General features: G+C 48.7%; 15 protein-coding genes. 6 read left to right on the top strand and 9 right to left on the bottom strand.

All coding sequences use genetic code 11. The features are described 5' to 3' along the window. Positions 1-16: 16 nt before the first annotated feature. The gene (locus tag DZK30_RS24265; RefSeq protein WP_118976790.1) at positions 17-1,870 is read right to left on the bottom strand and encodes a tetratricopeptide repeat-containing sensor histidine kinase; all 1,854 of its coding nucleotides are present in this window, start codon (positions 1,868-1,870) and stop codon (positions 17-19) included. A 189-nt stretch (positions 1,871-2,059) separates the two neighbouring features. Here DZK30_RS24265 and DZK30_RS24260 point away from each other — a divergent pair, with 189 nt between their 5' ends. From DZK30_RS24260 to DZK30_RS24245, 4 genes are all read left to right on the top strand, one after another. Next, a complete protein-coding gene (locus tag DZK30_RS24260; RefSeq protein ID WP_162903428.1) occupies positions 2,060-2,338 on the top strand; it encodes a hypothetical protein in 279 nt (92 codons plus the stop codon). Positions 2,339-2,350: 12 nt separating this feature from the next. Next, complete coding sequence (locus tag DZK30_RS24255; RefSeq protein WP_118976788.1) at positions 2,351-5,617, top strand: DUF7948 domain-containing protein; 3,267 nt, start codon at positions 2,351-2,353, stop codon at positions 5,615-5,617. A 181-nt stretch (positions 5,618-5,798) separates the two neighbouring features. After that, a complete protein-coding gene (locus DZK30_RS24250) occupies positions 5,799-7,952 on the top strand; it encodes an SBBP repeat-containing protein (RefSeq protein WP_118976787.1) in 2,154 nt (717 codons plus the stop codon). A 136-nt stretch (positions 7,953-8,088) separates the two neighbouring features. Further along, the gene (locus DZK30_RS24245) at positions 8,089-9,297 is read left to right on the top strand and encodes a hypothetical protein (protein ID WP_118976786.1); all 1,209 of its coding nucleotides are present in this window, start codon (positions 8,089-8,091) and stop codon (positions 9,295-9,297) included. Positions 9,298-9,379: 82 nt separating this feature from the next. On the opposite strand, the gene DZK30_RS24240 is transcribed toward DZK30_RS24245, so the two are convergent. Further along, positions 9,380-10,414 carry a quinone oxidoreductase family protein gene (locus DZK30_RS24240; RefSeq protein WP_118976785.1) on the bottom strand — a complete coding sequence of 345 codons (1,035 nt, stop codon included), beginning with the start codon at positions 10,412-10,414 and terminating at the stop codon, positions 9,380-9,382. 286 nt (positions 10,415-10,700) lie between these two features. On the opposite strand from DZK30_RS24240, the gene DZK30_RS26165 reads away from it, so the two are divergent. Further along, positions 10,701-10,934, top strand: a complete 234-nt coding sequence (locus DZK30_RS26165) for a hypothetical protein (protein WP_162903427.1) — start codon at positions 10,701-10,703, stop codon at positions 10,932-10,934. A 181-nt stretch (positions 10,935-11,115) separates the two neighbouring features. Here DZK30_RS26165 and DZK30_RS24235 read toward each other — a convergent pair whose 3' ends face one another. The 5 genes from DZK30_RS24235 to DZK30_RS24215 all read right to left on the bottom strand — a co-directional run bounded on the left by DZK30_RS24235 (position 11,116) and on the right by DZK30_RS24215 (position 14,402). Further along, the gene (locus tag DZK30_RS24235) at positions 11,116-11,859 is read right to left on the bottom strand and encodes a hypothetical protein (RefSeq protein WP_118976784.1); all 744 of its coding nucleotides are present in this window, start codon (positions 11,857-11,859) and stop codon (positions 11,116-11,118) included. 318 nt (positions 11,860-12,177) lie between these two features. Next, on the bottom strand, positions 12,178-12,396 hold the full coding sequence (locus DZK30_RS24230) for a class I lanthipeptide (protein WP_118976783.1): 219 nt from the start codon (positions 12,394-12,396) through the stop codon (positions 12,178-12,180). A 101-nt stretch (positions 12,397-12,497) separates the two neighbouring features. After that, positions 12,498-12,740, bottom strand: a complete 243-nt coding sequence (locus DZK30_RS24225) for a class I lanthipeptide (RefSeq protein WP_118976782.1) — start codon at positions 12,738-12,740, stop codon at positions 12,498-12,500. Positions 12,741-13,164: 424 nt separating this feature from the next. Continuing rightward, entirely contained in the window at positions 13,165-13,806 is a 642-nt protein-coding gene (locus tag DZK30_RS24220) for a hypothetical protein (protein WP_118976781.1), read from the bottom strand. A gap of 299 nt (positions 13,807-14,105) precedes the next feature. Next, positions 14,106-14,402, bottom strand: a complete 297-nt coding sequence (locus DZK30_RS24215; protein WP_162903426.1) for a hypothetical protein — start codon at positions 14,400-14,402, stop codon at positions 14,106-14,108. A gap of 97 nt (positions 14,403-14,499) precedes the next feature. Here DZK30_RS24215 and DZK30_RS24210 point away from each other — a divergent pair, with 97 nt between their 5' ends. Then, complete coding sequence (locus tag DZK30_RS24210; protein ID WP_118976779.1) at positions 14,500-16,677, top strand: PKD domain-containing protein; 2,178 nt, start codon at positions 14,500-14,502, stop codon at positions 16,675-16,677. 130 nt (positions 16,678-16,807) lie between these two features. Here the strand turns inward: DZK30_RS24210 and DZK30_RS26160 are convergent, their stop codons facing one another. Together DZK30_RS26160 and DZK30_RS24205 are read right to left on the bottom strand one after the other, a co-directional pair. Then, positions 16,808-16,981 carry a hypothetical protein gene (locus tag DZK30_RS26160; protein ID WP_162903425.1) on the bottom strand — a complete coding sequence of 58 codons (174 nt, stop codon included), beginning with the start codon at positions 16,979-16,981 and terminating at the stop codon, positions 16,808-16,810. Positions 16,982-16,984: 3 nt separating this feature from the next. Then, positions 16,985-17,152, bottom strand: coding sequence for a hypothetical protein (locus DZK30_RS24205; protein WP_162903424.1), 168 nt, complete (start codon positions 17,150-17,152; stop codon positions 16,985-16,987). Positions 17,153-17,262 lie beyond the last annotated feature (110 nt).

The following is a 17,262-nucleotide window of genomic DNA, read 5'->3' as shown; positions in this document are numbered from 1 at the left end:
ACGCCTGGTATTATTGTCAGCAATCAATTTCGATATAAACCTGTGTTCCTTCTGCAGCAATGCTTTCGACACTCATCAAGCCGTTAAGCATACCTACTTTTTCTTTAATGCTGCGCAATCCCATGCCCCCGGCGCCATCGTGCTCCAGCATGCCGCAGCCATTGTCCTCTACTGCTATCATTAAAAGTCCATCGCTGTAATTGATCTGAACCAGGGCATGGGCAGCCATTGCATGTTTCACTACGTTACTGACCAGCTCCTGTACGATACGGTACACCAGCAAGGCCATGTCCTTTTCTATTCTGGAAAAGTCGCCGTTCATCTGGCATTCAATCTGGAGCAGCCGGGTCTGCTCCATCCGTTTGCAAAAATTACGGACAGCGGCCTCTAAACCCTCCTGTACCAATATCTCAGGCATCAGGTTATGCGCCGTAGCCCTGATCTCTTTAGCGGCTTCATCCAGCAATACCATTCCCTTATTATAGATATCCCGGTTTTCAAAATGAGCCAGCTTTAGAATACTAAAATTCATCTTTACCGCCGAAATAATGCTTCCGATGCCATCGTGAAGATTGCCGGCTATACGTCCTCTTTCTTTCTCCTCTCCTTCAAGCATCGCTTTCATCACGGCAATCTGCTTGTCTTTTTCAAGGGTGTATAAATTCTGCTGCTGTATCCTTTGCTTCTGCCGGTAGCTACGGAACATGACGATGAGGATAATGGTCACCAAAAGAGCGATGACCGAGATCAGCAGTATCCAAAGGTTCCGGTTCTTGAGCAAACGTTCCTGCTGCGCACGTAGCAGCCGGCTCTCCGCCAGCTTCTTGTCTTTTTCGACGATACGGTATTTGGCTTCCAGCTGTCTTACTTCTTTGGCCTTTTCGTTTTGTCTTATGCTGTCTTCCATTTTTTTGTATTCAAAATGGAATTGATAAGCTTTTTCAAATTTTCCCGTTGCTGCATACAGGTCCGACAAATAGTGAGCGGCTTCGGATATGCCATCCCCTATGCCACTTTTCTGAGCAAGCGCCATCGCATCCGTCAGGTACTTTCCGGCAAGATCATAATGCTTTTGGCTCAGGTAAACCCTGCCCAGACCAATCAGGTTGGGTACCTGGTAGTAAGGATTGGACCGGGACGACAGTATTTTACTGCTTTTTTGAAAGTAAAACAGGGCCGTTTGTATATCATTTTGCGTTAGGTACAGCTGCCCCAGGTTCGTATAGCTGATCTGTCTTATTTCAAGCTGGGACAGACCCAAAAGATTACTTTCGATGGTAACAGTATCCAGCAGGCGCAGCACCTGGTCAAACCTGCTTTTGCTTTTTTCCCACTGCTGCATTTCCTTGTAGATCCGTCCCTGGTTGATCAATATACCGGGCAGCATTTTTATCAGGCCGTACTGCATCGCTATGGCTTCGGCCTTATCGAGATAAAGCAATGCGCTTTCATTTTCCGAAATACGGTTGAGGGCTACGGAAAGATTGTTATATATTCTGATGAGCAGCATGGAATGGACTGCGGGACTATCGATAAGGGTTGCGGCCGCCAGGGAAAGGTATTGTACGGCATGGTCAAAATTGCCTTTGAAAATATAGGTTGATCCGATATAATTATTGATCAGGGATACGAGTCTTGTTTCATCATGTATCCCCTTACACATAGGCCGCAGGTTGCGGAAGAGTGCGATAGCGGAATCATAATAGCCATCCTGGATAAGCTCCTTGCCCGACTCGATACCCTCTTTTATACGGCTCTCCTTATTGTTCCCTATTGCCGGCAATTCATTATGCTGTGCCGGACTGGCAACAGGCAGCATAAGAATAAGAAGGACAAAGCAAAACAGCTTTAGTATTCCGGCAGGCGTCATGACAATAAATCTACCACAAGTTAAGGAAATAGAACCTGGCTCGTCTTTTCCTTCGGTAATTCAGTAGAAACACTGAATTCTAAATTCAGTGGAAGCCCTCTATGTTCTTAATTTTTAATATAGGAATTTTGTTTTTGCTGATGGGGCATCAATATGATCTTGAAAAGAATGCGGATACAAAAATGGTGGGTGGCGATAATGTTAACCATTGGCGCCTGCAAGGCACGCCAGGAAGAATACCCTGTTGACCGGGAGCCCGACCTGACGTCTGAAACAGACTATACGACGGAAAAGAAGGCGTCGTCAACAAGCCGCTACAACAACACCGGTATGTTCTTAATGGATAACGGGATGATATTGATGTTTGGCGCCGACCGGCCCTGGAAATACAAGGATAGTACCCGGTACCTTTTGCACCCGATAGTAAACCAACCAGAACATGGCGGTAAACGATATTTCCACCATTAAGTTCCTTAAGACATGAAATCAATTTACTGTTTAGTGGCCTTCTTCCTGATCAGCCAGATCGTTTGCGCCAGATCGGGGCCGGAGCCTTATGTTCCCGGCAGCCTGGCTTTCCGCGAAAACGTGGGGCAGATCACCGATCAGCGCAACCACCCAAGGAAAGATATACAGTTCCAGCTCAGCACCGACGGACTTTCAGTGTTCATAGGAAAAGGTAAGATCCACTACCAATGGAATGAAGCCCTACCGGCAAAGACGACGACGCCGGATGCGACAGCAGCTGCGATAGGCAAGCCGGCACCACCCTCCTTTCTTTCCTTCAATACCTATCGCCTGGACGTTACCTTGCTGGATTGCAATACCGATGCTCCTGTAATTAAGGAAGAACAACTTCCCGATGCCACAGTCTACTATGCTTATGGCCTGAATGGCGCCAGGGCAGCCTCATGGCACAAGATCACTTACCAGAATATTTATCCCAATATAGATTGGGTATTGTATACCCGCGGCAGCGAGCTGAAATACGACTTTGTGTTGCATCCGGGAGCCAGGGCCGGCGATATAAAGATGCGCTATGACGGCGCCGGCGACATTGCTATAAAGGATGGTATGCTGGTTGCTACTACACCCATGGGCAGCATAAAGGAAGAAAAGCCATTTAGCTATAAGAAAAACAGTGGTGACACCGTGACTTCCCGTTTTGTGCTGGATAAGGATATAGCCGGATTTGAAGTGGGCGCATACGAAGGCACTTTGGTCATAGACCCGGCACTCCGCCTGCAATGGGCTACCTATTACGGCGGAAGCGGTACAGAATCGGGACAATATGCCGGACATAGCTTCTATGGCTATTATGCCTATGGCAATTCTGTGATCACCGATCACAACGGTGATGTCTATATTTCCGGCACAACCTCAAGCATCGATAACATAGCCACACTGGGTACGCACCAGGTTACCTTATCCAACGGCAGCTGCGCCTACCTGGCCAGGTTTACGGCCTCGGGGCAGCGTGTATGGGGCACCTATTTCGGTGGTTACAACGGTAGCCTTGACGAAGACGGCGCCTATATGGGTACCGTATCGGGCAGAGGGCACTCCATTGCCTGCGATACGCTGGGCAATATCTATATGGCGGGCAATACTTTCAACGATAGCGGTATTGCTACGCCCGGCGCTTATCAGATGACGCGAAACGGTATCCATGGATGGCCCGACTTGTACCTGGTAAAGTTCCGGAACGATGGCACCCGGCAATGGTCCACCTATCTGGGCAATCCACGTATAGACGAAGGTGGCTCGGTAGCTGTAACAAAAGATGGCAGTAAAATATATCTTGCAGGAGCATCACAGTCCTTCCTGCCACCCGTAGATGTAATTGCCTCTCCCGGTGCTTTTTTGGTTCCTCCCGGCCCTGGTTCTGCTTTGTATTCGGGCTTCCTTACTTGCTTTAATGCCCAGGGACAACGGCGATGGGGCACCTATATTGCCGATGTAGAGAACATCCTCAGCACGGTTTATGATATTGCATTGGACAAGGAAGAGCATATCTATATTACCGGCTATGTAATAGGCGACGGCATCAGCACTGCGGTGTCCGCAGCGACGATAGGCAGCTTCCAGTCGCAATACGGCGGCTGCACCTTTTCGTCCTGGGGACCACCCAATTGCACACCCGATGCTTTCCTGCAGAAGTGGGATAGCGCCGGGCACCGCCTGTGGGGTACGTATTACGGCGGCAACGCCCCGGATGGCGGCTACACCGTTGCCTGCGACGACAGTAACAATGTTTACATGGCCGGGTATACCAGCCCTTTTACCAATAGTATTAACGGCACCTGGAGCGTAGCTTCGCCGGGAGGCTTTCTCCCCACTATACCACCAGACGGCGGTTCTTTCCTGGCAAAGTTCTCGGGCCAGGGACAAAGAAGATGGGGCACCTATTACTATGGCAATAATGCAAAGGCGGGCGCCGGCCTGGCTTGTAAAAACAATAAAATTTTCCTGTTGGTCAGTTCGGATGCCGTGGGGCTGGCAACACCTTGTGCTTACCAGACCGACAACCCGGGTCTTTTTGCTACAGGGGGCAGCGTCTCGGCTTATCTGAGCATATTCGATACCGCCGGCAACCGGGAGTACGCCACTTATTATGGCGGCGCTTACGAAGACTGGGGCTGTTCCCTGGCGGCAACGAATACCGAAAAGGGTATCGCGGTTTACGCAACAGGAACGACCACCAGCCCAACACGCATCGCGACAGCCGGAAGCTTCAAGAATGTGCTGGGTGGCCAGCTGAGCCTACAACGTGATGCTTTCCTGGCAAAGTTCATCATGCCGGTTACAGAGCAGGTGGTAATACCCTGCTTTAGCCGCGATAGCGTACAGCTGAAGGCCTACGATACTTCGGGCACTAACTATGCATGGGATCACGGCGTTTCCGGCTTCAGTACTGAGGTGAGCACATCAGGAACCTATGTGGTCCGTTACCGTCGCGCCGATGGTTGTCCCGATGCCGACACTTTTAATGTAAAGATCTATCCTCTGCCGGTATTGACGGCGCTGGAGGGTTGCCCGGCCGGCGGTATGGCTGTTGCAGCCGTCGCTCCCGGCAATAGTAATACCTACACTTATAACTGGTATGATGATGCCGGGACACTGATCCGGACAATGCAGCGCAATAAGGGTGATACAGCCGAGGGACTGAGTGCAGGGCACTATAAGGTACAAGTACTTGCTGCGGACTGCGACACTACTCTACCCTTTACGATCGAGACCTTCCCGGAAGTCGTTCTGGACGTGAGCAACGATACGACCATCGCCGCGGGACAAAAGGTACAATTATGGGCTACGGGCGCCAACCTTTACCGGTGGCAGCCGGAAGACGGGCTGGATAACCCTGCTGTTGCCCGTCCTGTTGCTGCGCCCCGGCAGCCGGTTACTTATACAGTTACCGGGTACAGCGAACACGGCTGCAAAGCTTCTCTAACGGTTCATATCGATATTCACGACGCTGTATTTATGCCCAATGCATTTTCTCCAAATGGCGATGGGATCAATGATGTATTCAAGATCGGCAATTATGGCTACCATAAGCTGGCAGAATTCCGTGTTTTCAACCGTTGGGGACAAGAAGTATTTTTTACTACTGATCCAGCGCAGGGATGGAACGGTCAATATAAAAAACAGCCTGCCGATGTAGGTACTTATCATTATTACGCCCGGTTGCGTACCATCAGTGGCGAAGAAAAGGTATTTAAAGGAGACATAACCCTGGTCCGGTAGCTGCCGGGAGTGAAAAGACAAGCCGGCTATAAGCTACAGGAAACACTATCAACCATTACCAAACCCCGGCTATGGAACATTGTTTTTCCTGTTTCGGTAAGCTCCAGGATGCCAACCTTCCTGTATCCGCACGATCACTACATAACAAGACAATCCATTTTTTAATTATAAAAAGATTACGATGAAAAAAAGTCTATTACCTCCTGTAAAAAAAATGCTCCTGGGCCTCGGGATATGTTGTTGTGCGGGTTCCATACAGGCGCAAAACCTGTCATGGGCAAAACATCTGACCAGTGACGGATACGATGCTGCCAGCGCTACCGCCGTAGATGCTTCCGGAAACGTTTATATAGCCGGTCGTTTCAGCTATATTACCGACTTTGATCCGGGGACCGGCGTGCATAACCTGACCTCGTCCGGATCGGACGCGTTCTTGCTGAAGCTGAATGCCGCGGGCGGCTTTGAATGGGTACGGCAATTTGAAGCCAGTAACGCCGATGTGCTATCGGAACCCAGCGATATAGTTCTCGACGCTTCGGGCAATATTTATATCAGCGGCAATTTCGGTTCATTCGGCACGCCGGGTACGGTCGATTTTGATCCGGGGCCGGGCACCCATACCCTCAATACTTCGGGAGACCTTTACACTACCGACGTTTTCGTAGTAAAACTGGATGCCACAGGAGGATTTATATGGGCCAGGCAACTTGGAGGCGACAAAAGCGATGCCAGCACCGGGATTGCCCTGACCGGCACGGGCGATGTGCTGGTAACCGGGACCTTCAGAGGTACAGCAGACTTTAATCCCGGCGCCGCGGTAGCTAATCTCACAGCCAGCAGCAGCGTGGGCGATGTGTTTATTACCAAGCTGAACAATGGAGGCGATTATGTATGGGCGAAAAGAATCGGCGGCACCGATCAAACCATCGCTAAAGGTATAAGAACAGATGTCGATGGTAATATTTATACCCTGGGCGCCTTTGCGGGAACAGCCGACTTTGATCCAGGAGCCGGCATCGAAAATATGACCACAGCTCCCGGTCCGTACAGCTGGCCAACCACCAATATGTTCGTGTCAAAACTTGACCCCGGCGGTAATTATATCTGGGCCAGGAAACTGGGCGTACCAGCCAATATACATAGCAGCAGTACGATGCCCTTTGCATTGGCAGCCGATGCCGGAGGCAATACTTATATCACCGGCAGTTTCTCGGATACAGTCGATTTTGATCCGGGTACGGGAACCGCGAATCTGGTCTCTACCTTAACCGGAGCGAATGATGCGGATATATTCGTTTGCAAGCTGGATAGCAGCGGTCAATTGGCCTGGGCAAAAGGAATGGGAAGCATCTATTCCGATATCGGATATGGCATTACCACCGATGAGTCCGGCAATGTATACACGATAGGCGTCTTTGGCGGGCCGGCCGATTTCGACCCCTCGGATACCGGTACTTATACCATGACGCCTGTGTCATCAAGCGCGTTGTTTCTGTCCAAGCTGGATTCGGCGGGCCGCTTTGTATGGGCAACGAATGTCAGCGGCGCAGGCGTCAGCATCGGGATTAATGGTGAGGATATAGCGCTTAGTCCGCTGGACAACAGCATTCACATTGTCAGTGAATTTTCCGGCACTGCCGATTTCGATCCGGGTCCGGGTACATTCAACCTTACTGCAGTCAGCAACAATGTCTTTGTATTGAAGCTGAACAACTGCAGCCCTATTACTACTGCGCTCACCATCGCCGCCTGCGACAGCTTCCGGCTTAACGGGACCACCTATACACAAAGCGGGACCTATACACAAACCTTTACCAACGCCGCCGGATGCGACAGCAGCGTTGTGCTCACTCTACACCTGGATGCCCTTGACCGCTCTGTAAGCCTCGCAGGGAATGTGCTCGGCGCTGCCCAGGCAGGCGCTACGTATCAATGGATCAATTGCAATCAACAGCAACCGATAGCCGGGGCAACCCAGCAAAGCTATACGGCGTTGCAGAATGGCAGCTATGCCGTTGTGCTCACGAAAGGCGCTTGCCGGGATACCTCCGTCTGCCTCCAGGTCACAGGCATGTCTATTAAAGATGTGGCTGAACCAGGCACCTTAACCCTGGCGCCGAACCCGGCAAAAGATAAAGTAACCCTATTCTCCAATACGCCGTTCCATCATGCCATTTGCCGTATTCTGGATATGCCCGGCCGGGAAGTGTTGCAACAAGGTAACTTGAATGGTACGCAGCTGACCTTCGATATCAGCGCCCTGCTGCCGGGAGTCTATATTGTAGAGCTGCAAGTGGCAGAACAATCATACAGGACCCGGCTAGTAAAGCAGTAGAATCTTGAACCAGTCTCTAAAGGCCGCCTCCAGTATGAGGCGGCTTTTGTTTTTATTTAAGGAAAATATCAATTTAATATTCCGAATACATTATCTTTTGCAGTTTTCCATAATTTAGATCCCAAAACATAAACCTATGTTCCACAAGCACCTATCGACCATAACTCTATTAATCCTTTGTTGCCTGCAACGAGGGTATGCTCAGGAAGTTTCAGATATAGATAAGCTTTGGGCGCTTTTCAATAATGCAAAGCCCTTAATGACAGAATCGTCTATATGGAAGACAGCCGCTACACAGGGTATTAATTTTACGTGCGTATCCGGAGATTGTGTAAATGGATACGGGATCGGGATCAGCAATAATGGAGGATATGAGGTCAGGTACCAGATTGAAGGTTATTTCAAAAACGGAAAGTTGAATGGGCCTGCTACCTATAAAAATGCTAATGGGGCCTATTACGCTGCCCTGTACGATAATGGAGAAAAGGGAGCCACATTAGCCAAAAATGACGATGGTTTAGTAAGACTATCAGGAGCTGAAAATCTGTCTCTCGCTGCTATTAAAAGATATCAGACCCTTGCCTTCGCAAAATTTAAACCTTGTGACTGCCTTATTAAAACAGTTGCGGAGAGAAGGTTTACCTATGGGGTAAAAAAAGAAATCGTTGATGAAAGAGGAAATGTTGACATACGGTATGACCCGGAAGAAGGCTCAACAGAAGTGGATGCCTGGCAGAATAAATGCAATACCACCGTTTTTCTGAAAGGCCTTCATAACAATTATTCTTGGTCAAGAGATAAAACTGAATATTCAGATATTTCGACCTCTGTTGCACCTGATCAATTCATAGAGTATGTCGACATCTCGCCTGCTTTTAATAATACTTTTGGTCACCGTCAGTATCTTGGACAGTACGTTGCCAACAATGTTACCGCTGTAAAAACATCTGGCACAACTAACATTGACAATAGCACAGATGATAATATAGCCCAAAAAGTAGGTGACTATATAGAAGTAACCTCCTATACCAACGCGACAAATATAACCGTAAAAAAGGGAGATCACATTTCCATTATTGCGACAGGCGCAATCGTTTTGGGTAGCTTTTCTGGTTCATCTGGTCCTGATGGCATCCAGTGGAGCAGGCTTTGGACTTACAAGTCAGATGTAAATTACGGAGCGCTCATGGCCAGAGTCGGCGATGTGGCGCCCTGGATATTGGTTGGAAGCAAGGGAACTATTATTGCACAACAAAGTGGCCGATTAAATCTTATTGTCAACGATACGGATCCATCGGACAATGACGGTAGCTACAAAGTTAAAGTGAGCGTTTCAAAAAAATAATCCCGGTCGCCCACTTTATATATACTCCTAAAATGGAAATAATGCTATACCTGTAGTCTGAATTTACCATTATTGTAAAAAGCTACCAGGTTATGGCGATCTTACCGGGTACCTTACCGCTCATCAGGTCGTTATGTGCGGCCACCAGGTCGGTCACCGGATATACTTTCCCCGGCAGGGGCCGCAGTAAGCCTTCGCGGAACAGTTGCGAGGCCTTTGCCAGGCAATGCTGCACGAGCCCGGACTTATGATCGGCCAGCCGCAGCATATTGACTCCCGTGAATGACCGGCTGTTGAGCAGGAAGGGTGCGGGATGAAAGAAACCAAAAGAAAGCGCAAAGGAAACCAGTTTGAAAATATTGCCGGCATCGTTGCCCTGCGCGCCGCCATAGCCAACAAGGCGGCCGCCAGGCGCCAGGCTACGCATCGCCTTCCGGATATAGGAACCACCAGCCGAATCGAACATAACATCAATTGCTTTAGAGCCTTCCAGCTGCTCGTATTGCGCAAACACATCGCCTTTGCTCCGGTTCAGGGTGGCATCGGCGCCCAGGGACCGGGCAATTACTTCCTTCTTCTCTGTGCTGACAATACCGTAGACTTTTGCATGCTGCAGCTTACAAAGCTGTACGATCAGTGATCCTACGCCGCCGGCAGCTGCTGTAACGATCACCCGCTCGCCCGGGTATACCGTGCAAGCCTCTCTTGTGCAGTACCAGGCAGTTGCGGCTTGTGTGGCCAATGCTAGTGCATCTGTCAGCGAGGTAGCGGCATCTATCCGCACAACAGCACGCTGATCCGTAACGGCATATTGTGCATAGCCGCCGAAGCGGGTCATCGCGGTAACGCGATCGCCGATGGCAATGTCCGTTACCGCCGAACCTTTGTCTGCCACTGTTCCGCAAACATCGTATCCCAATACACAAGGTAAGGGAGGAGCGTCGCGGTATTGACCCTTTATCGCCATACCATCGGCATAATTTAGTCCAAAGGCCTCTACCCGTATCAATACCTCATGAGCGGCGGGCTGCGGCACCGGTACTTTCCTCATCTCAAATGCCTGCGCTACTTTACCCTTCCGTACCTGGACCACCGCATCCATAGTGTTGTGATTCATACTACAAAATTGAGGAAAGATCGCTAAGCCGCCTAGTTCTTTCTCAAAGAAAGATAGCGCTATCGGTTGTTCCGGTTACTGCATATGCCGCAGAAAGCTTCAATAACCGCAGGGATAGCACTGATCCCTTTTATTCGGTTACGACCCAAATATTGCGATGACAAGATGGAATAATGGGTCGCTTTGCAGGGCACACTTACCAAGTCACCGCACGCACTTATTAAAAGCGACTAGGAGAGGCCGGGGGCTGCCGGGTAAATTGCAAGCTTACTAAAAGCAATATCCAATGAAGAAAAAAGCAATCGGCCTGTCCAGATTACGGTTCAGCAAAGAAGCTATCATGTCGCTTCACCGGCAAGGTGAAGTAAGTGGCGGACAAACAGATAATTCGCTATGCCAGTGTCCTCCTCCCAAGACCGTGTTTGACGATACCTGTCTTCAGCACTGTCAATTACTTACTAAAGCCAATTGCGACACCCTGCTCGGGCCTCAATGTGTGTATTCTGTTGATATATGCTGAGCCGGCCCCTTGGGGTAATAGTGCCCGCCTGCGCAGATTCAGGATAAGCGACCGTAGAGACTATGTGCAGCAAAATACATACGCCAGATAGATACATCACAAGAGCCGGAGAAAGAACCGGCTCTTGTGGTGGCTAACGGTATATGCCGGACCTCTTGCCATCATAGTTCCTGATCAGGCCCTAAAGCCCTTCGTAGTAAAAATCCTTCATGGTATGTATCGTATCGCTGCTGGTTACTTCCCAGTTCGACGATTCTTTGAGCTCAGCCAGATCGAAGGCCTCATTGTCTTCATCGTCGAGCCCTGTCCATTCATGGGTATATAGAATAAAATCACTCTTAAAAGCACGCAAAACACGTTTGAAATAATCATGATAGAATTCTTTCGTTGCAGGCGATATATCATGAAGAAAGGTCCCAAAATGGGAAAAGATATCAGATGAGCCTGTAATCCTGACCAGATCATTGATCAGGTTCAGCCGCAAGCCATCACGGTTACCGAATTCATGAACCCGGTTAATGAAATGTCGCTCACCCTCCGGTTCCCATGTTGATTTTGCCCGTCCATCTCTGCTCAATGCATAGGCCGCATTAAAGCGATCAAGATCTTCCTGCTCCCTTCTTATCGCATCCGCAATGAAATAGTCGACAAGCTTTGCTTTTTCTATGCGGGGGTATTTAATGGAGTCCAGGTAGGCATTGTAGTCTGCTGCCGTCAACGATTCCAGCCAACGATCCAATTGCTCCCTGTGTTCCTCGTAATGTTTCCGGGTGTGCTCGCCCGGTGGAGTACGCGGCCTGATACTGTCCAGGAAAGTAACTTCGTCTAAGGGGACAGTATTCAGAACGTCTATATACTTTTGATTGTCGTTGTTATTTTCAGAAAGCAGGCCATTGGCCCCGTAAGCATAAATCCAAACTGCCATGTTTGTGTTTATTAAGTAAAGCGATCTTTCGATTTTCCGGTCAAATATAGGAATTTCCATGCCCCGCCCCGGACGACGCATCCGGATCGCAGACGCCGGGAGAGGCCAATGATCACTGGTATCACTTATATAAGAACCATACAGAAAGCAGTGCTATCTTGCAGTATGCCTAATACTTCAGAAGCATAGAAATATAAAAAGCAAACAGGCCGTTCCTGAATTTGGAACGGCCTGTTTATACTATTGCTTCATTGACGCAGGGGCAGGCATAGGTTTGTTATGCCAGGCTTCCCGTTTGCCACCGTAGCATATATGCTTTTAGGCGCTTGTGCCGCCACAGCCTTGCGTACCGCAGGGTTGCGTCATCGGTTTTAAAGTCACCGGACAATTAACCATGGTAAATGGTAGACTGGAGATGCAGGTATCGGCAGCAGCAGTTTCACCGCCGCGAACGCCCATTTGTTCTTTGCCCGCCAAAGGAGTGATCGTTGCTTTGTTCAGTGTCAGCCTGTTCAGGCTTAAGGTTTTCTTTTTCATTTTTTCCTGGTTTATTAACTGGGTTTCAATAAATGTAAAGTGAATAGTAAGCGCAAGCAACATTTGAGGCTTTAACGCCGGTTCATACTTTGCTACGGATATCAGTTAGTACCTTGACACCCGGCGGCCGTATTGCAGACAAAGGGAGGGCAACCCGTAATTGCATTCGTAGCGCCGCAATTGGTTGCCGGACAGCTACCGGCTCCGGGTGTAAAGCAAGGCTCCCCATTACAGGAAACATTGGTACCGCCAATAACCTTCTGGCTTGCGAGGTCATTCAATGCTACCAGCATTTCTTTGTTCAGAAATAATTTTTTACTAAGATCAATCTTTTTCTTTTTCATAAAGCAATTTTAATTGGTGAATAATAAAAGTATTTCCGGAAGAAGATCTAGCTTCCCTTCATGTCCAAAAGCACAACCAGCTGCTTCTTTGGGGTAGCTGTTACTTTAAAACATAAAAAAACGTTGTAATTGAATTAAGACATATCAATATTAACGCATGAGCGGGTCTACGCCTAGTGCTAATGATCAAATGTGTGCCGCAAGCGATAAACGTGTGAACTAAATTGACAAGTGTGGTGCCATCTTCATCATCATATACCAAAACCAGTGTTACGGGTCTCTGTTTGGCATGCTATGGTTACAGTATCGGCACCAGTCACCGGCTATTATTGGGCTGACATTGCAGATCAATCGAAAAAGATGCTATAAAAAAAAGCGGAGCCTTACTTAAAAGGTTCCGCTTTTTGTCTTTTTTTGAAATTATTTATTTTTTATTAGAAAGACGAAAACTTTCAAATTTGGCAATGAAATTTTCCCAAGTCCAGCCCGGAAAAATTTTGGGCATCTCTGTTTTAAAAGTTTCCGTTTCTACCGAACCAATACCAGTGCCATCCATATAGTATAATAAAACAAGTTGCCAATGATTAAATATACGAGCCTCAAATGCCATTTGGGTATAACCATTATAATCCAAATCCAAATTATTCAATTCGTAATTACTTACACTCATATAATAGAGCGACTTGTATATAATGTCCGGTTTTATTATAAAACCCACATAGGTTTCTGGTGATGGATAATCAAGTGGGCGAAAATATTTAAGATCTTCCTCATCTCCCTCTCCATATATACCGTTATCTTCTGCAAACAAATACTTAGTTTCAGTTAATCTCATGTAACCGCCTATATTTCCATTTTTTGCTTTTTCCCAGCTTTTTTCCCAACCGTTATTCCGTTTTCTGTAAAATTCTTCTATGCCTTTGTGCACTGTGTCTAGTCTTGTAAGCGCCGGCAAATCCATTTTGACGCCTAAATTACCATCACTATCTACTTCCTCAATTGTGCCAAAGTCTTCTTGCGCTTCCAAAAGCGAATCGTACAAAAAATCACCAAAATATACTAACATCAATTCTTATTTTAAGGTTACATTTTTCTTTTAAATTTGATAATTTTCAATATCAAAATCAACGGGATTTAATACTAATTTATTTACTACGAATTTTTCGTCCTTAACATATTTATCACCCTCTTGTAAAATAACCAGATTGCAATGTTAAATCAAAAAATTACAAGATGAAGCAACTTGCAGGACGTTGTGAAAGAGTAGCATATGCCGCTGAATTAAAAGCGAATTCAATACCTCCGAAGGTTTAATAACAGTTGAAATTAAAGGAGCAGAAGCGACTTTTAATCTGAGCCATCCGTTCAATCCACCACTAAAGCGCTTACTACAATTGGAAAAGGCCATTCAGAACCAGGTTTCGGCGCCGCCTCGGTGTTGAGCGTGCCCTGCTGCAGGGTGAAATCGGATACTATACTGCCATTCGTTTTAAAGGTATCCTGGAGCGTCCAGCTGCCGCTGCCGTTCGCCCACACGCCGCCACTGCCGCTCATCGCTATGCCATTGCTGGTAATCGTTTCCGCTGTGTCGGACAAATAGTTCACCACACTGATGCTACAGGCCATGCCCCGCTGCATCACTGAAGAACCGTAAGTATTCATACCCATTCCCGGTGTTCCGGGTAAATATTACCTGTTCTCCTTAACCGCCGCAGAATTTGGTAACTACGCCGGAAGGCTTTACTACAGCGTGGTGGATATGAGTCTGAACGGAGGGCTGGGTGATATTGTCGCCGGGCAGAAAGGCATTTTGCTGGACTCGATGCTGACCGAAAAAATGACAGCAGTCTGCGGAGACCGTTGTAATGTATGGCTGCTGACAAGAGCTGCCGGCATCTATGTAAAGGCCTATGAAATATCGGAATCCGGCATCAACACGACACCGGTCCTTTCAGCCTGCAGTCAAAACGCTTTCCTGGGCGCTCCCGGCACCATGGCTGTTGCTCCGGGCCGGAGAAGGGTCGCTATCAGCGCCATCACACCGGATAATAACTTATTTGTGTTTGACTTCGACCCTTTAACCGGCCAGCTTTCCAACGAGCTGCCGCTATCACCCACATCACTGGGTGTGTATGGCCTCTGTTTTTCACCCGATAACTCCAAGCTTTACGGCTCAACTAATCTCGGTCCGGGAAGTTTCCTGTTCCAATACGATCTTAATGCCGGCACGCCGGCGGCCATTGCAGCAGCATTAACCCATTATCCCTTCAACTTCTTTTCACAGCTGAAGACCGGCCCCGATGGTAAAGTCTATTATGCTAGTAACGGCACCACCATAGGCCGCTTTGCATCGCCCAACCTGACAGGCGTTGCGGCTCAGCACCAACCAGCCTTCCTTACCCTTGCCGACTCAACTAACGCCACGGGAGGACTGCCCAATCCGGTGCCAGTGATTATAAAAGATACCGTGCTGACCATCATCCAGCTCAAGATGCCTTGCTTTGCAGACATAACGACGCTACAGGCCAGTAACCTGTCAGGATGGGATTACCAGTGGAGCAACGGCATTACGGGTCCTGTACTCACGACCAATGTACCTGGCCAATACTGGATCAGCTACCGCACCGCACCCTGTGCCTGGCACACTGACACCTTCCGCCTGCAGGCCACCTACACCTTGCCTGCACTGCTTACCGACGCCGGATGCCGGGACCAGACCAATGGCAGGATACGCGCCCTGTCCACGGCCGGTGATACCGCCATCTATACCTACCTGTGGCGGAATGCAGCGGGAGATACCCTGCGCGGACCCGTACCGACCGGACACGGAGACACCTTATCCCAGATCACCGGCGGTGCAGTGTACACGTTGCGCATAACCACAGCAGACGGTTGCGATACTACCTTAACGATACCTGTACCCTTACCGCTCTATGATGCGCTGTTTTCCGTATCCGATAGCGTGATCTGTATGGGTGATAGCGTTTCCTTTACCAATATTTCCGGTCCGGCCTTCGATTCCTGGCAATGGACTTTCGGCGATGGATGGAGTACCGGTCCTGGTATAGAAAATCCCCATCATACCTATCCACAGCCCGGCCGCTATACCGTCAGGCTGATGGCGCGCACGCCTTATCCCTGCTTCGATACGGCTTATCGAGATATTGAAGTGGATTCTTTGTTCACCGGGAATTTTTTGAAAGACAGAGATAGTATCTGCACCGGAGAAACCATTTATTTTAATCCGTATACGGATAGCTCTGCAATGAGCCTCGAATGGCATTTCGGTGACGGCAACGGCTTTATGGCGGCCGTAAGTGCAACGCAACATGCATACGACCGGGAGGGCGTATATCCGGTGCAGCTAAGCACCCGCTTCCGCGCCTGCCCTGCTACTGCCTACACCGATTCTATATATGTTTATCCATTACCTCTGGTCGATCTCGGGCCCGATACCGGCCTTTGCCTCAATGGCGCACCCATTTTTCTCCAGAACCTTCAACCGCCGCCGGAAGGCATTTATCATTGTTTCTGGAGCAATGGGGATACGGCCTCCCGCATCAAGCTCGTACATCCCGGCACTTACAGCCTGACTATCAGCGCCGGCCCGCTGGGCTGCAGCACCACAGAAACGATGAACGTACATAAAGACTGTTATATCGATATTCCCAATGCCTTTACCCCGAACAATGACGGCGTCAATGACTATTTCTTTTCGCGGCAGCTTTTGTCACGAAAAGTGACCCGGTTCAAAATGCAGCTCTTCAACCGCTGGGGACAGATCGTATTCGAGACAACGGCGGTCAATGGCAGAGGATGGGATGGCAAATTCAATAACAGTCCGCAACCGGAAGGGGTCTATATCTACCTGATCGATGTCGAGATCGATGGGGTACATCCCGAGCATTACCAGGGAAATCTTACTTTACTGCGATAACTGTTCTTTGTTTACTAAGACCAGTAGCGAAGTAAGTTTGGCTACCGTGTCGGTTCACTCCCCTAAAACTGTCTTGAAACAGACCGGGTCAAGCCACCTTCGGGTGGCTCTTTATTCGCAAGTTCGCATCTTAGCACGTCGTGCCAGTTTGCGTAATGCATATCTCAATACATGTTGCGCTAACATAACCGCAGAGCGTTGGCGGCAAGGTGGCGCCACCTACGATCCTAACCTGATTGTTTAATAAAACAATCTCTTTCTTGTTTAAGTCGAGCTTTTTCTGGTCTGAACTTTTCTTTTTCATATTTTACTGTTTTTTGAACCACACCGAGGTTGGTCCATCCAGGATCATGCCGCGCTCGTTCCAGGAAGAGATCACGGAGTTATAGATCTTGGCCGCACCATTGTAGAAGAACCTGATCGCGTACTGACATTTGCCGTTAACGGTTGGTGCGCCGCATAACTTCGACCCCATAACGGTCAGGTTGCTGTTCACTGGCATTCTCAACGGCGTACCGTTAAATACAGTTGCCAGTTGATTGGTGATATTTAGCCCATAAGCTGTGCTCTGCGGTGTAGTGCCGT

The sequence above is a fragment of the Taibaiella koreensis genome (genome assembly GCF_003545715.1).
Classification (GTDB): domain Bacteria; phylum Bacteroidota; class Bacteroidia; order Chitinophagales; family Chitinophagaceae; genus Taibaiella; species Taibaiella koreensis.
This window is presented reverse-complemented; position numbering and strand designations above follow the sequence as displayed.

What these genes read in the sequence shown, in the direction of transcription:
- DZK30_RS24245 (WP_118976786.1), top strand. Translation starts at nt 8,089, where the DNA reads ATGTTCCACAAGCACCTATCGACCATAACTCTATTAATCCTTTGTTGC.
- DZK30_RS24265 (WP_118976790.1), bottom strand. Translation starts at nt 1,870, where the DNA reads ATGACGCCTGCCGGAATACTAAAGCTGTTTTGCTTTGTCCTTCTTATT.
- DZK30_RS24255 (WP_118976788.1), top strand. Translation starts at nt 2,351, where the DNA reads ATGAAATCAATTTACTGTTTAGTGGCCTTCTTCCTGATCAGCCAGATC.
- DZK30_RS24210 (WP_118976779.1), top strand. Translation starts at nt 14,500, where the DNA reads ATGAGTCTGAACGGAGGGCTGGGTGATATTGTCGCCGGGCAGAAAGGC.
- DZK30_RS24230 (WP_118976783.1), bottom strand. Translation starts at nt 12,396, where the DNA reads ATGAAAAAGAAAACCTTAAGCCTGAACAGGCTGACACTGAACAAAGCA.
- DZK30_RS24220 (WP_118976781.1), bottom strand. Translation starts at nt 13,806, where the DNA reads ATGTTAGTATATTTTGGTGATTTTTTGTACGATTCGCTTTTGGAAGCG.
- DZK30_RS26160 (WP_162903425.1), bottom strand. Translation starts at nt 16,981, where the DNA reads ATGAAAAAGAAAAGTTCAGACCAGAAAAAGCTCGACTTAAACAAGAAA.
- DZK30_RS24205 (WP_162903424.1), bottom strand. Translation starts at nt 17,152, where the DNA reads ATGGGGTCGAAGTTATGCGGCGCACCAACCGTTAACGGCAAATGTCAG.
- DZK30_RS24240 (WP_118976785.1), bottom strand. Translation starts at nt 10,414, where the DNA reads ATGAATCACAACACTATGGATGCGGTGGTCCAGGTACGGAAGGGTAAA.
- DZK30_RS24250 (WP_118976787.1), top strand. Translation starts at nt 5,799, where the DNA reads ATGAAAAAAAGTCTATTACCTCCTGTAAAAAAAATGCTCCTGGGCCTC.
- DZK30_RS26165 (WP_162903427.1), top strand. Translation starts at nt 10,701, where the DNA reads ATGAAGAAAAAAGCAATCGGCCTGTCCAGATTACGGTTCAGCAAAGAA.
- DZK30_RS24215 (WP_162903426.1), bottom strand. Translation starts at nt 14,402, where the DNA reads ATGAATACTTACGGTTCTTCAGTGATGCAGCGGGGCATGGCCTGTAGC.
- DZK30_RS24235 (WP_118976784.1), bottom strand. Translation starts at nt 11,859, where the DNA reads ATGGCAGTTTGGATTTATGCTTACGGGGCCAATGGCCTGCTTTCTGAA.
- DZK30_RS24225 (WP_118976782.1), bottom strand. Translation starts at nt 12,740, where the DNA reads ATGAAAAAGAAAAAGATTGATCTTAGTAAAAAATTATTTCTGAACAAA.